Source organism: Pseudomonas sp. LBUM1674, assembly GCF_059695635.1.
Genome location: NZ_CP166779.1, coordinates 2,665,164 through 2,679,448 on the forward strand (window position 1 = coordinate 2,665,164; position 14,285 = coordinate 2,679,448).

A 14,285-nucleotide genomic window follows, 5' to 3' on the forward strand; every position below is an offset into this window, starting at 1 on the left:
CTGTCAGTGAGGGTGGGGCAGATGCTCGAACAGCGTCTTGCAGACCCCGGCAATATGCTCGTCGAGCAGCTTCACTGCCAGATCCACATCGCCGGCGCGGCAGGCCGCGAGGATTTCCCTGTGCTCGTGATCGGCGCGCTCCTTGCCGGCCGACAGGCTCATCTGCATACGCAGGTAGCGTTCCAGCTTGTCGTTGACCGAGCGGATCAGGCCGACCAGAAACGGCCGTTGCGCCGGTTCGTAAAGGCAGGCGTGCAGTTCCCAGTTGAGCTCGGCCCAGCGTCCGACGTCATCTTCGCCGATGAATTCCTGGCAGATGCGTTCTGCGCGGGCGAAGGTGTCTTCGGTCATGTTGGGAATGGCCAGGCGCAGCACCTTGTCTTCGAGCAGCATGCGCACTTCGAACATCTGCGCCAGTTCCGCATCGGACACCCGCGTGACCATCGCCCCGCGATTGCGCTGAAACATCACCAGGCCTTCGGCTTCGAGGCGCTTGAGGGCTTCACGCACCGGAATCTTGCTGACGTTGAACTGGCGGGCGATGTCGTCCTGGCGAATCGGCTCGTCTTCGGCGAAATGTCCGGCGACGATGGCATCGCGCAGATGACGGGTGATGATTTCCGAGGTCGACGGCGAATTGCCAAGGTCGGGTGCGTTGAGTTTGGTCAGGGCCACGGTGGTGATCATTCGCAATGAGGTGCATATATGGTATACGAATTTGCCCTGTGGTTCCGCCTATCAACGTTCGGGCAGGTTCCAGCTTGCGCGAACATGCTCGTATTCCGTCTCGGGCAACTGGATCAGCAACGGCGACTGGCCTGGGTCCAGCCAACCGAACAAACGGGAAATATCCGCTTGATCCATGGCGGTACAGCCAAGCGTCGGCGAGGAGGGGCTTCGCCAGATATGGAAGAAAATGCACGAGCCTGAAGCGGGGGATGCCGGCGTGTTGTGCTCGATGAAAATGCCTTTGCGATACATATCATCGTCACGCCGCATCCGTTCGGAACTGTTCCAGTCCCTGGCGATTGTCGCCCCATCGACCAGCTCGTTGTAATGCCCGGAGTGACTGTCATCCACGCATTCGGTGGTCGATGTCAGCGCCAGGTAAGGCAGTTTGGTGCTGGCTGTGCTGTCGTAGCCGAACGCCGTTCCCAGCCTGAATATCCCGGCAGGGGCTTTTCCATCGCCTTCATGCTTGACCGGTCCGTCGCGCTGATCATGGCTGTCCGCAAGGCCCTTGCCCCAGGCCAATCCGTTCTTGCCGAGCACAATCGGAAACGGCTCCCCGTATTTTCGAAACGTCTGCCCTTGCCGTTCATAGCGCTGGGCCGTGCCCTGAACATCAGTCCAGTTTTTGCTGATGACCACTATCAGCTGATGACTGGTGTCGAGAACGTGGCTTGCCTGCAGCGGCGTGATGGGGAAATCCATGACATCCTTGCGCGGACCCGCGCCACTGTAGGTGAAGTGCCACCATTCCTTGTCGTACCCGGAAAACCCTTCCTTCTCCATGGCCCGGCTGAGTAGCTGGCGATTTTTCCGCGCGTCGGCGTTGATCAACGGAGTGTCGGTATGCGCGCGCTCATCGAAGCAGTCGAAACCGGTGCCCATATCGAGTGCGCCGTCACGCGAACGCTGGCCGTAGGGCGCCGTGCAGTCCACTTGTGCGGCCGCGGGCGACCAGGTTTCAGCCGGCAGCGCCTGCGGACCGGTCAGGGTCAGGTCCACGGTCGAGCCTCGGGAGTGATTGGACACACGGGCCACATAACCCAGGCGCCAGAAGTCTTGTTTGTCTACGCGTGGATAGAATTCCGCCTTGCGCGGGTCACCAGGCACCAAAGCGAAGCGCCCCATATCGGCAACCGCACGGCCGGGCCGATAGCAGTCGAATACCTTCAAACCATAGCCCTGGGCACGCAGTGCTTTTTGTACCCGGGCAAGGGCCTGGGCCGCGTCCTGCGTCAGCAGGCACTGCGCCGCGACGTAACCGTCGAGCGGATGCCCGGTGAAGTTGTGGGCACTGGCATAGCGGATGTCCTGCTCGATGCCCGGATCGATCGAACGTAGATACACCATGTCCCCGGGCCGTGATTGCTCGGCGGCCAGGGCGGAGGAGACGAGGCCCAGACACAGGCCCCATCCCAACCAAGACCTGCGCACTGGACACTGTCTCGAGCAGGACGCTGGCTTGGTTCGACATATAGGGTGCATGCAATGCCCTCCTGGGCTACGGCTGTCTACACCGGATCATGCTGACTCGCGGCGCTGATCTCAAGCGCACCGTCCACGCTGCGCGGCAATCCCAACTGATTGATCCTGCGCAAGGCTTCGGGCAGTAGCGCATCGGGAAACTCCTGGTAGCACACCGGGCGCAGAAAACGCTCGATGGACGTCATGCCCACCGAGGTAAAACGGCTGTCCGATGAGGCCGGAAAGGGGCCGCCGTGAATGCTCGCAAACGAGACCTCCTGCGGATGGGCGAAGGCGTTGACGACGATGCGACCTGTGCGCCGTTCCAGCACCGGCAACAAGCGCCGGGCCAGCGGGATGTCACTGTCCTCCAGATGCATCGCGGCGCTGAGCTGGCCCCGGCGTTTTCCAAGGCGGCGAGCCCGCTGACATAGGCCGCATGGATACCCGGCGTCAGCATCGGACGTGACGATGCTTCGCTCACGCGCTCGAGCATGGCGGTCCGCAGCGCCTCAAAGCCAGCCCCTTCGATCGCGATCAGCAGGGCAGGCTTGAGGCAGGCTTGCCCGACATTGACCAGCATGCGCTCGACGAAACCATCACCGATCCGGTCACCACGTTCGGCCAGCGCATCCGGGAGGATGAACGTGGGGTTGACGCTGGTCATTTCGGTAAACACCGGAATCGGCTCGGGGCGTTGCTGCGCCCGACGATACAGCGCCATGCCACCTTGCTCGGAGCCGGTGAAGGTCACCGCCTTGATCAGGGGGTGATCGACCAGGGCTTCGCCGATCGCATTGCCGCTGCCGCGCACCATCGAGAACACGCCTTCGGGCAGTCCGTTGTCTTGCACGGCCTTGCGGATGGCTCGCGCCTGGATTTCCGAGGCGCCCGGATGCGCGTTGTGCGCCTTTACAATGACCGTCGCGCCCGCCGCCAGGGCCGACGCGGTATCGCCACCGGCGACTGAGTATGAAATGGGAAAGTTGCTTGCACCGAAAACTACCACCGGGCCGATCGCGATCTTCTGCAGTCGATGGTCCATCCGTGGACGTGGCTGGCGATCAGGTTGTGCCGGATCGATGGCCAGCTGGAGGAAGCGGCCCTGGCGCACGACCTCGGCGAACTGGCGGAACTGGGTGGCGGCTTTTGCCGCCTCGCCCTCAAGCTGGGCGGCAGGCAGGCCCGTTTCCAGCGCGGCCCGTGCGGCCAGCTCGGTGCGAACAACGTCGAGATTGTCGGCGATGCTGTCGAGGAAAGTCGCCCGGGAGGCAAGCGAGGTATGGCTGTAATGGTCAAACGCCTGGTCGGCGAGCGTCGCCGCCTGGTCGACCTGCGCCTCGCCACCCAAGGCGAACTCCGGTTCGATCAATTGGTGAGTGGCGGGATTGAGCGCCTTCATCGTCCCCTCAGTGCCCGGGACATCCTTGGTGCCGATCAGCAGTGCTCCTGTCAATTTCATCGGGTTACTCCTGCTGTGCCAGGGCGGCGATGAGTTCGTCGGTGGCCACAATGGAGTGAGCGAACGTCGGGCCATTGAGTTCATGGGCGGCATGCATCATTTCCGGCTTGAAGGCGGCGGTCGCATCGCGCACCAGAGTAACGTGGTAGCCCAGCTCGGAGGCGTAACGGGCGGTTGCCTCGATGCAGGTATTGGCCAGCAGGCCGACGATGATCACGTGAGTGATGCCTTTTTGCTTGAGGCGAAAATCCAGGTCGGTGTTGGCAAAACCACTCGAACCCCAATGCTCCTGAACCACGATGTCGCCGTCCCTGGGCGCGAAATCGGGGTGCCATTCGCCACCCATTCGCCGCGTGCGAAGTGGTGCATATGCATGACCTTGCACTGGGTCGGGCTCGGGTGATCCCAGTTTTCGTAGTCGCCTTGTTCCCAGCGGCGGTGCGGTACGATGACTACCGGGATGTCCAGTGCGCGGACAGCGCGGTCGAGAGCGCGCAGGTTGTCGAGCAGACCGACCTGGTTGGCGATCGATTCGATCAAGGGATAGACCTTGCCGCCTTCCGACAGGAAATCGTTGTAGGGATCGACCAGCAGGTAGGCGGTTCTGTCGAGTGGATAGTTGACTTTGGACATGGCGCTGTTCTCCAGGGATTTGCGATGGCCTGTGCCGTGGAGTTGCCATGGCACGTTGTAGATATGATAATCATAGTAACTGTGAGAGAGGCAAGGCCTTATGTCGGCAAATCCAGGCACTCCCCAAACCTTGTGCCCGATTTCAAGGGCCGAGGACATCGTGGGCGACCGCTGGACCGTGCTGGTCCTGCGCGAGTTGTTCATGGGCAGTCATCGCTTCGACGAGATCCAGGCGCAGACCGCAGGCACCCCGCAAATGGTCGCCACGCGCCTGAAAAACATGGAGGCTGATGGCCTCGTCACGCGGCGCCCTTACAACGAGCGGCCACTGCGCTACGAATATCACCTCACCGCGAAAGGCGAGGCCTTCTACTCGGTAGTGCTTGCACTACGCGCTTGGGGCGAAACCTGGTGCAAGTCGCCTGAGGAGGGGCTGGCGGTGAGCTATACCCATCAAACTTGCGGCCAGCCAGCCGGGCTCGGGCCACTGTGCGAGCACTGCGGCGAGCCTTTGCGCCGTGGCGAGCTGATCAGCGAGCACAGTGAAGCTTATGCCGTCGAACGAAAATCACGGCGCGAAGCCTTCAAGGGCAATCGTGGGCCGGACTCGGTCTAAATGTCCCCTGTTTGAGTGATCGGGTCGGTCTAGGTATCTGTTAAAGAGATAGCTATGATCATTATAATTCGCTTCTGAAGATTGCTACTTCACGAGTACTGTCTGCCCATCTGAAGAAAAGAAGGGCAGAGATGAACAGTGTGAAGCCAACGATCGCCAGAGAACCCACGCTGCGGCCAGCCTCCGCAGGGTGGAGCACCCTGGCCGGTTTTTGCGCCAGTCTGGTCGGCATCGGCCTGGCGCGATTTGCCTATACGCCGCTGCTCCCGGCCATTATTGGCGCGCAATGGTTTGAGCCTTCAAACGCGGCTTACCTGGGGGCCGCCAACCTGGCGGGCTACCTGGCCGGAGCGATTTTCGGTCGTTCCATGGCGGCCAGGACCTCAACGGCGTTTACCCTCAGGGCGATGATGCTGCTGGCAAGCCTGGCGTTTTTTGCCTGCGCCTGGCCTGTGTCCTTCGCGTGGTTTTTCGCCTGGCGCTTTCTCTCAGGAACGTCCGGTGGCGCGCTGATGGTGCTGGCCGCGCCAACCGTGTTGGCGCATGTTCCCGCGTCCCGGCGTGGACTGGCAGGCGGTGTCATTTTCATGGGCGTCGGGGTGGGCATCGCGGCCTCCGGCACCCTGGTTCCGCTTTTGCTGCAACAGGGCCTCAGGCAAACCTGGCTCGGCCTTGGGCTGATTTGCCTGGTGTTGACCGCCATTGCCTGGCGCGGATGGCCGAGCGAACAAGCGCCTGTGGCCAATCCCACGCACCACCGTCGTCCCGCGGCCAACGGCACGCTCAAGGCGCTGTATGTCGAGTACGCACTCAACGCTGCCGGTTGGGTACCGCACATGATCTTTCTGGTGGATTTAGTTGCCCGGGGCATGGGCCAAGGCCTTCAGGTGGGCGCGCAGTACTGGGTGTTTTTCGGCATTGGCGCCACGGTCGGACCTCTGCTGGCAGGCGTATTGGCCGACCGGATCGGCTTCGGACGCGCCTTGCGGGTGTCTTTCATCATCGAAGCCATCAGCGTCGCCGTACCGGCCCTCGGACTCGGGAGCGCCTGGTTGATGATCTCCAGCGTCGTCGTCGGCGCCTTTGTCACCGGTACCGTGCCGCTGGTGCTGGGTCGGGTTCACGAACTACTCGCCAGGCATCCCGCCCAACAGAGTTCGGCCTGGCAAACAGCCACGGTCGGTTTTGCCTTGTTCCAGGCGGTGGCGGCCTATGGCTTGTCGTTTCTGTTCTCGTACAGTGGCGGCAATTACAGCGTGCTGTTCATCATCGGCACTTCGGCGATGTTGCTGGCTTTTGTCATCGATGTCATCGCGGTCAGGAGTGCCAGTGGCCAATAACGGAGCTTCTCTCCAGGTGAGTTATGCCGAGCGCAATCTTGCCTATTGGCGCCGCAATCTGACGGTTTGCGTCTTCGGCTCGTTCACCACCCTGGTTCGAAAGCCGATGCTGGTCCGGGCGGCGATCGGCATGGCCATTGTCATGTCGATGATCGGCCTGGCCCGCAACGTCACCGATCTGGTGCTACTGCGCCTGATCGCCGGGCTCATCGGCGGCTACGCCTCGGCGTCGATCGTCATGATCGGCTCACAGGTGCCACGGGAAAAGGCCGGTTGGGCGCTGGGTGTACTGTCCACGGGCGCCTAGTCCGGCAACCTGATCGGGCCGCTGGTGGGCGGATTCCTGCCGGAGATTGTCGGGATCCGCGGAACGTTTTTCGTCGGTGGAGGGATGATCGCACTGGCAGCGCTGACGACCATCCTGTTCATTCGTGAGGATTTCGATCGAGTGTCGGATGGCAAACGACGGGACACATGGACTCGCCCCGAGGGTGTCCAACCCAATTGGCCAATTATTGGCGCGCTGCTCATGACAGCGATGATGGTTCTTCTCGCCAACATGTCGATCGAGCCCATTATCACCGTCTACATCGGCCACCTTGGCGTGGCGTTTGATGACCAGGCGCGGATGGCGGGCGTGGTGATGGCCTGTTCGGCGCTGGGCAGTATCCTGACCGCAGCCAGGCTGGGGGCGCTGGCAGACCGCATCGGCAGTTGGAACGTCATTCTCGGTTGTCTGGTGTTGACGGGCATCGTCATGGTGCCCCAGGCGTTTGTCACGCAATGGTGGCAGTTGGCGGTTTTGCGCGGCGTCATGGGCATGACCCTTGCCGGGTTGCTGCCATCGATTGCCAAGCTGATAAGGCATTCGGTCGAAGTGCACAACAGCGGCAAAGTACTGGGCTATCTGCAATCGGTGCAGTTCTCGGGACAGGTGATCGGGCCACTGATCGGTGGCCAGATCGGAGCTCACGTGGGTTTGAACGCGGTGTTCCTGGTCACCGGAGCCCTGTTGGTGCTGTGTGCCGGGGTAAACGCGTGGGTGAGACGGCTTCATGGCGCAAACCCGATGCGCTGCCAGCGGCACCTGATCGGGCTATGACGCCAGGGTGATCGGCGCAGGAGCGGCGGCGCCGTCCAGGCCAACGCTCTGCAGAAACGTGCTTAACGCGCTGGAAAAATAACCATCGAGGCGTCTGACAAACACCGTCTCCACGGCGGCGAGTTCTGGCGCAATCTCGTGCGCGGCAACCAACCCCTCGCGCACGGCATTCGCCACCACGCCTCGGGGTAACAGCGTGACCCCGACTCCAGCGGACACACAGGCGATGATGGCGTCGATCGAGCCAAACTCCAGCGGCTCGGGGGCCTGGATACCCAGGCTGGCCAGCAGGGAATCCAGGCGCTGTCGATAAGAGCAGCCGATGCGAAAAACCACGGTCTTGAGCATGTCGATGCCAGCGACAGCCTCCAGGCTATGAATCGCCGGGGAGGTGACCAGTACCAGCTCTTCCCGGAACGCCAGCTCGCTGTGCAATTGCGGATGGTTGACCGGGCCTGCGACGAATGCACCTTCCAGCTTGGAGTCGATGACCGCTTGAATCAGGCTGCAGGTGGTGCCCGTGCGCACCACCGGCCGCACCTCGGGGTAGGTCTTGGCAAATTTGGCAATCAGCTGCGGCAGACGCAGCGCCAGCGTGGTCTCCAGCGTGCCGATCTCGAGCACACCGTTTGGCTGCCCTTCATCGCGCGCGGCGCAGGACGCATCCAGCAACAGCTTCGAAAGCCGTGCGGCGAAGGGCAGCAGGCGGCGTCCCGCGGGCGTGACCTGGACGCCCCTGGCGCTGCGCTGGAACAGCGCCACACCAAGTTCGTCTTCCAGTGAGCGAATCCTCGCGGACACGTTGGACTGCACGGTATTCAGCTCGTTGGCAGCCTTGTTCATGCTGCCATGTCGCGCCACCGCATCCACCACTTTGAGATCCGTCACGTCCATCGAATTTCACCTATCTCAAAAACTAATAACTGGCTATTAAAAAGCTTGGTTTTAGAGATTAGATTTCGCTGGGTTCATAGGCAAACAAAGCATGGCTATCCAGGGGTTATGGGTTCATCAAAACAGATCATAGGCATCATTAATGATCGTTTTACATGATCTTTTGCCAGGCATAGGTTGATCAGGCAAACAAACCGCAGCCAGTGGCGGATCGAGTCTTCGAATCCGAGGCTGTGGAACAACAATAATTTCCCACTGCACCACGGAGTCAACGTGAATCACGCATCTGAATCAGCCAGAATTCGTAACCATCCCCGGTACAAGGATTTGGTCTCACGGCAGCGAAGATTCGTCGCTTGTCTGACGGTCGCAACCCTTGTGCCTTACTTCACGTTTATCCTCGTCGCCGCGTTTGCCCCCCACCTGCTTGCGACGAAGCTTTCCACCACGAGCATGATCAATATCGGTTGGCCACTGGGTGTCGCTTTCATTATCGGCGCCTGGTTGTTTACCGGCGTGTACATCCTGCGTGCCAACGGCGAGTTCGATGAACTGACCGCAGAAATCCGTGCGGGTGCAGTCGTATGAAACCTGTATTTCAATACCTCATTGTTCCTGCACTCCTGGGCGCGGTCGTCACTGGCGCCTCGGCCGCCGACGTGTTGCAGCAGGTCGAAAAACAGCCCCTGAACATCACTGCGATCTCGATGTTTCTGATCTTTGTGGTGACGACCCTGGGCATTACCTGGTGGGCTGCGTCCAAGACCAAATCGATGGAGGATTTCTACACCGCGGGTGGTGGGATTACCGGCTTCCAGAACGGCCTGGCACTGGCCGGCGACTACATGTCGGCCGCGGCGCTGCTGGGTGTCACCAGCATGATCTTCTTCAACGGCTTCGATGGCGTGCTGTACTCGATCAGTTTCTTTGTCGCCTGGCCCCTGCTGTTGTTCCTGTTTGCCGAGCGCATCCGGAATCTGGGACGCATCACCATTTCGGACATCGCCTCGTTTCGGCTCGATCAAAACCGGATTCGAACCCTGACCGCCTTCGGCTCACTGACCGTGGTGTGCTTTTACCTGGTGGTGCAGATGGTGGGAGCAGGGCAGTTGATTCAGCTGCTGTTCGGTCTGCCCTACAACTATGCGGTGATCGCGGTCGGTCTGTTGATGGCGGTCTACGTCACCTTTGGCGGCATGGTCGCTACCACCTGGGTGCAGATCATCAAGGCCGGGCTGCTGTTGGTGGGCGGCACCTTGCTGGCGTTTCTGGCGATGAGCAAGTTCGGCTTTTCCTTCGAACTGCTGTTCGAGAAAGCGGTGGCCGCGCACCACGACGGCGAGCGGATACTGCTGCCCAGCAAACTGGTGGCCGACCCGCTGTCGCTGATCTCGCTGGCACTCGGCCTGGTGTTTGGCACCGCGGGATTGCCGCACATCCTCATGCGCTTCTTTACCGTGGCGGACGCCAGACAGGCGCGTAAATCGGTGTTCGTGGCGACCGGGTTCATCGGCTTTTTCTACCTGATCGTTGGTGTGCTGGGCCTGGCCGCGATCGTGATCGTCGGGCAAGACCCGGCCTTTTACGAGTCCGGCATTCTGGGTGGCAAGCTCATCGGCGGCGGCAACATGCCGGTGATGCACCTGGCCAAGGCCGTGGGTGGAGACTTCCTGCTCGGCTTCATCTCCGCCGTCGCGTTTGCCACGATCCTGGCGGTGGTGTCCGGACTGACCATGGCCGGTACCTCGGCGATTTCCCATGACCTCTATGTCATGGTCTTCAGCAAAAACCGGGCGGATGCCAAGGACGAGCGCCGGGTGTCGCGGATCGCTTCGGTGGGCATCGGCATCGTCGCGGTGGTACTGGGTATCTTGTTCAAGGACCAGAACATCGCCTTCCTCGTGGCGCTGACGTTTGGCGTGGCGGCCTCGGTCAACTTCCCGATACTGGTGCTTTCGATGTACTGGAAAGGGCTGACCACCCGAGGGGCGCTGATCGGTGGCATTGCCGGTCTGATAAGCGCTGTCAGCCTGGTCATTCTCTCGCCCGCGGTGTGGGTCAAGGTGCTGGGCAATACCGACGCGATCTTCCCCTATGACTACCCGGCAATCATTTCGATGAACGTGGCCTTCCTGTTCACGTGGCTGGGCTCGGTCACTGATCGCAGCAGCGCGGCAGCCCTTGAGCGCGCGCGTTTCGACGATCAGCTGATCCGTGCCCAGACCGGGCTTGGGGCATCCCGGACCGCCAGCCATTAAAGCGCGGCCCCTTGGATACCCCAGTCATTTCCATGCCCTGAAAAAGGAGTCAGCCATGCAATTACGAGACAATGGCCTGAGATTCTCACCCATGACTGTTGCCTTGCACTGGATCGTGGCGTTTTCGCTGCTGTCGATAATCTGCCTGCAGGGTTTTATCACCCACGCCTCCGATGAGGCTGTGCGGATGGAACTGGCCAAGGTGCAAAACCTGATGGGCCTGATGCTGTTCCTGGTATCGATCTATCGGTTCTGGGCCAGGGTCACGGCTTACCATCCTCTGCCCGTGGGTACGCCCAATCCGATTGAAGTGATCATCAGCCGTTCCGTGGCGGTGGCGCTTGCCCTGGCCATGGTGCTGCTGCCGATCGCGGTCTGGGCTTCGCGGTCTGCCGCCGGGGAGGTGACGGCTCTGCCCTGGGGATTGGCGATTCCAGCGCTGTTGCCTGCCAACCCGGCGCTGAAACAGGTCGTCGATGTGCTGTTTGATATCGGCGCCTCGTTGTTCCTGGCCGGCCTGGCCCTGCATATCTTCGGCGCGGTCAAGAATCACTTTCTCCTGAAGAACAATACGCTCAAGCGGATGCTTGGAAAACATGTGGAGTTGTGAGCAATGAACGAAGCCAAATTCGAGTTTGCCGGTAATGCCATCACTCGCCTGTGTGGCGTCAAGTACCCGATCTTTCTCGGCGGCATGGCGGCCATTTCCGGCCCGGCGCTGGTGGCGGCAGTCGCCAATGCCGGGGGGATGGGCGTCATGGGTGGCCTGCGACTCCCGCCGTTGGCCTTGCGCCGATGGCTGCAGGAAACCCGCGCGCTGACCGACCAGCCCTTTGGTGTGAATCTGGTTCCGCAGTTCGGCGGGCCGGATGTATTCGAGGCGCAATTTCAGGTGGTGCTCAAGGAAAAACCGCGGCTGCTGTCGCTGTTTTATGCCGAAGCGTATTCCGCCGACATGATTCCCCGGGCGAAAGACGCCGGGCTGGTGGTCATGGTGCAAGTGGGCTCGGTAGCGCTGGCGAAAAAGGCCATCGCCCAGGGGGCCGACATTATCGTGGCGCAAGGCAGTGAGAGCGGCGGTCACCTGAATCGCGGCACGATCGGCATCATGCCGTTGTTACCTTCCATCATTGCCGTCGCCCAGGGGCGCCCGGTATTGGCAGCCGGCGGCATTACCACCCGCGACGATGTCCGAGCGCTGATGTCGCTAGGTGCGTCCGGGGTGGTGGTGGGCACGGCATTCATCGCCACCGACGAATCGAATGCGCATCCGCTGTACAAGCAAAAAATCGTTGAAGCGACCACGGACGACACCGAGTACCGCACGGGTTATTCGTTCGGCTGGACCTATGGCACGCCGCACCGGGTGATTCCCAATCGGGACAAGTGGAACCTGCTGCGCTTCATCGGCGGCGGCGCCCGGGCGATCGACAAGCCGCGCATGGCCCGCAAGCTGTCGCTGTACGCGGGGCAGGGCGTGGGGAAGATCCACAGTGTCGTCCCCGCGGCGCAGCGGATGGCGGAACTCGCCTTGGGGCTGCCGATTTCAACCAACCGGCTTGAAGGGGAGGAGGGCGGCGCCGTCAGCTATGCCGCCCAAGGCAGGATCTGTCTGTAGGAGCGAGCTTGCTCGCGATGGACGAGAGAGTGCCGAGTTTAGTCAGTAAACACGCGTTTTCGTTAACGACCATCGCGAGCAAGCTTGCTCCTACACCGGCCGGGCAATCTGTTCCTGTGCCAAGCCGATGAACGCACTCATGGCCGAGGTGATCATCGAGTCGTTCCTGCGGATGAACACCGTTGAAACCTTGGCGAACTCGGGCGGCAAGGTGTGGCAGCGGATGGCGTGGCGCACACTGCAATTCTCGGCGATGGCCTTGGGCAGCAAGGTCACGCCCATGCCCGCGGCGACGCAGGACAAGATACCGTCGAGGGTGCCCAGCTCCATGATCTGGTTCGGCACCAGCCCGACCTGGTAAAACCAGTTTTCCAGGGTCGAGCGATAGAAGCAGCCCGTGCGGAATACGAGCACGGTCTGCTGGGGCATTTTATCGATGAGCGCGGCCAGTGACTCGAAATGATGACTGCTGACCAGCACCAGTTCTTCCTGGAAAACCTCTTCCTGCGCCAGCGCCGAGTTCTGGTGGAACCCGCCAACGAAGGCGCCATCCAGTCGATGTGCTTCAATCGCCTTGATCAGCTCGACCGTTGTACCGGTGAGGAGCGAGAGCTGCACGTCGGGAAATTTCTCGCGGTACTTGGTCAGGACCTGGGGCAAGCGAATGGCGGCCGTGGTTTCCATCGATCCCAGCCGCAGCAGTCCTGTCGGGCTACCCGTGTCCATCAAGGCGCTGCGACTCTCTTCGGTGAGTTGCAGGATACGCCGCGCGTAACCGAGGAAAGTTTCGCCCGCCGATGTCAGCACGACCCCGGACTTCTTGCGTATGAACAGCTCGCGATTGAGCTCGGCTTCCAGCTCCTTCACCCGCATGGTGACATTGGACTGCACTGTGTTCACGTTGACCGCGGCGGCGGTGAAGCTGCCCAGCTCGGCCACCGCGCAGAAAATCTTCAGTTGGCGCATTTCCATGATCATTGTCACCTATCATAAAAAGTGATGGATTGCATCACGATCCATCATTTTACTGGCTTTGCTGGCGGTTAGTAAAGTGAACAAAACAGGACTGACAAGCGCGGTTGTGAACGATGACACTGACTTCAAACATTGACCATGTCTTTGCCGGTGGCCTGGACGTGTTGAAACCCGAGGGGCAATGTACGGGCATCTTCAAGCGGAGAATTTCAGGCCCTGCTCGCGTGGAATATCAGGGTATTGTCGGTGACCAGCACGGCGACACCAGGGTTCATGGAGGGCGGGAAAAGGCGGTGCATCAATATGCGGCGCAGAACTACGAGCGATTGGCGCAGGCGTTTGCGCACAGTGCCCCGGAGCTGATTCCGGGCAGCCTGGGGGAGAATGTTTCAGCACGCTTGCTCTCTGAACGAAACGTGCATATCGGCGACGTGTTCCAGATGGGCAGTGCCGTGTTGCAGGTCTCTCAGCCGCGCAGTCCGTGCTGGAAAATCAATCATCGCTTTGATGCCGAGCGGATGTCGATGTACGTCGCCAAAGAGCGAATCACCGGTTGGTATTACCGGGTCATCCAGCCGGGATTCTTCGAGGCGGGGAACAGGATAGAACTGTTGGAACGGCACACCGAACGCTTCTCCATCGATGCGTTCTGGCAGGTGCAGCTGTCGCATCGGCCGGTGATCGATGACCTGCTGGCGCTGGCGGCAACCCATGGCCTGGCCGAAGACTGGAAGCAACGTCTAACGAAACGGGCGGAGTGGCTGCAAAGGACGCTGGGGACCGAGATAACTGCACAGCCCTGAACTAGCTAAACCAGGACGATTCGGCTTGTCCGCATTGGCGGCCTGACAGCCAGCCTGGTCGGACACGGGATTTGTGTACACCCCGATTACCTGTAGGAGCTGGCTTGCCAGCGAAGGCGGCGTCACAGGCAACGGCGGGGGTAGCCATTTCATTATTGGATGTTTGCCGGACTCGGGATTTGTGTGCGCCCCGATCACCTGTAGATACCGTCTTGAACCTCACTGAGCAAGCCTGATTCCGGCCTCATCCGCCATGGCTGTCGCAAAAGCCACTTCATAATTTGTGATCCATAAGATCATTAATCATCATTTTACATGATTCAACGGCTGACCTACTTTGGCCCTGACAGGCACACCGACACACCGCCTGCCGCTTTCCTGACAACAACAA

General features: G+C 60.7%; 13 protein-coding genes and 2 pseudogenes. 9 read left to right on the forward strand and 6 right to left on the reverse strand.

All coding sequences use genetic code 11. The annotated features are described in order from the left end of the window. Nucleotides 1-3 precede the first annotated feature (3 nt). The 4 genes and pseudogenes from ACA067_RS12435 to ACA067_RS12450 form a co-directional block, all read right to left on the reverse strand. On the reverse strand, nt 4-675 hold the full coding sequence (locus tag ACA067_RS12435) for a GntR family transcriptional regulator (protein WP_497462026.1): 672 nt from the start codon (nt 673-675) through the stop codon (nt 4-6). A gap of 63 nt (nt 676-738) precedes the next feature. Continuing rightward, on the reverse strand, nt 739-2,214 hold the full coding sequence (locus tag ACA067_RS12440; protein WP_497462027.1) for a M15 family metallopeptidase: 1,476 nt from the start codon (nt 2,212-2,214) through the stop codon (nt 739-741). A gap of 26 nt (nt 2,215-2,240) precedes the next feature. After that, nucleotides 2,241-3,655, reverse strand: a pseudogene (locus tag ACA067_RS12445) (aldehyde dehydrogenase (NADP(+))). Nucleotides 3,656-3,659: 4 nt separating this feature from the next. Beyond that, a pseudogene (locus tag ACA067_RS12450) lies at nt 3,660-4,288 on the reverse strand (cysteine hydrolase family protein). Between the two features lie 100 nt (nt 4,289-4,388). Between ACA067_RS12450 and ACA067_RS12455 the strand changes: the two are divergent. From ACA067_RS12455 to ACA067_RS12470, 4 genes are all read left to right on the forward strand, one after another. Then, a complete protein-coding gene (locus ACA067_RS12455) occupies nt 4,389-4,904 on the forward strand; it encodes a winged helix-turn-helix transcriptional regulator (RefSeq protein ID WP_497462028.1) in 516 nt (171 codons plus the stop codon). 131 nt (nt 4,905-5,035) lie between these two features. Then, on the forward strand, nt 5,036-6,244 hold the full coding sequence (locus ACA067_RS12460) for a YbfB/YjiJ family MFS transporter (RefSeq protein WP_497462029.1): 1,209 nt from the start codon (nt 5,036-5,038) through the stop codon (nt 6,242-6,244). Continuing rightward, nucleotides 6,234-6,551 (forward strand): hypothetical protein, encoded by a 318-nt coding sequence (locus ACA067_RS12465; RefSeq protein ID WP_497462030.1) that lies wholly within the window; start codon nt 6,234-6,236, stop codon nt 6,549-6,551. The genes ACA067_RS12460 and ACA067_RS12465 overlap by 11 nt, the downstream gene beginning before the upstream one ends. Nucleotides 6,552-6,635: 84 nt before the next feature. After that, complete coding sequence (locus ACA067_RS12470) at nt 6,636-7,346, forward strand: MFS transporter (protein ID WP_497462031.1); 711 nt, start codon at nt 6,636-6,638, stop codon at nt 7,344-7,346. On the opposite strand, the gene ACA067_RS12475 is transcribed toward ACA067_RS12470, so the two are convergent. After that, on the reverse strand, nt 7,341-8,240 hold the full coding sequence (locus ACA067_RS12475; protein WP_497462032.1) for a LysR family transcriptional regulator: 900 nt from the start codon (nt 8,238-8,240) through the stop codon (nt 7,341-7,343). The two genes, ACA067_RS12470 and ACA067_RS12475, sit on opposite strands and share 6 nt — an antisense overlap. Nucleotides 8,241-8,513: 273 nt before the next feature. On the opposite strand from ACA067_RS12475, the gene ACA067_RS12480 reads away from it, so the two are divergent. Genes ACA067_RS12480 through ACA067_RS12495 form a run of 4 tightly spaced genes read left to right on the forward strand, consistent with a single transcriptional unit; the run spans nt 8,514 to nt 12,116 of the window. Further along, nucleotides 8,514-8,828 (forward strand): DUF485 domain-containing protein, encoded by a 315-nt coding sequence (locus ACA067_RS12480; protein WP_497462033.1) that lies wholly within the window; start codon nt 8,514-8,516, stop codon nt 8,826-8,828. Beyond that, the gene (actP, locus tag ACA067_RS12485; protein ID WP_497462034.1) at nt 8,825-10,498 is read left to right on the forward strand and encodes a cation/acetate symporter ActP; all 1,674 of its coding nucleotides are present in this window, start codon (nt 8,825-8,827) and stop codon (nt 10,496-10,498) included. Before ACA067_RS12480 ends, actP begins: the two co-directional genes overlap by 4 nt. 55 nt (nt 10,499-10,553) lie before the next feature. Next, entirely contained in the window at nt 10,554-11,108 is a 555-nt protein-coding gene (locus tag ACA067_RS12490) for a cytochrome b (protein ID WP_497462035.1), read from the forward strand. A 3-nt stretch (nt 11,109-11,111) separates the two neighbouring features. Further along, on the forward strand, nt 11,112-12,116 hold the full coding sequence (locus tag ACA067_RS12495; protein WP_497462036.1) for an NAD(P)H-dependent flavin oxidoreductase: 1,005 nt from the start codon (nt 11,112-11,114) through the stop codon (nt 12,114-12,116). A gap of 90 nt (nt 12,117-12,206) precedes the next feature. Here the strand turns inward: ACA067_RS12495 and ACA067_RS12500 are convergent, their stop codons facing one another. Further along, on the reverse strand, nt 12,207-13,088 hold the full coding sequence (locus ACA067_RS12500) for a LysR family transcriptional regulator (protein WP_497462037.1): 882 nt from the start codon (nt 13,086-13,088) through the stop codon (nt 12,207-12,209). 116 nt (nt 13,089-13,204) lie between these two features. On the opposite strand from ACA067_RS12500, the gene ACA067_RS12505 reads away from it, so the two are divergent. Continuing rightward, complete coding sequence (locus tag ACA067_RS12505) at nt 13,205-13,894, forward strand: MOSC domain-containing protein (protein ID WP_497462038.1); 690 nt, start codon at nt 13,205-13,207, stop codon at nt 13,892-13,894. Nucleotides 13,895-14,285 lie beyond the last annotated feature (391 nt).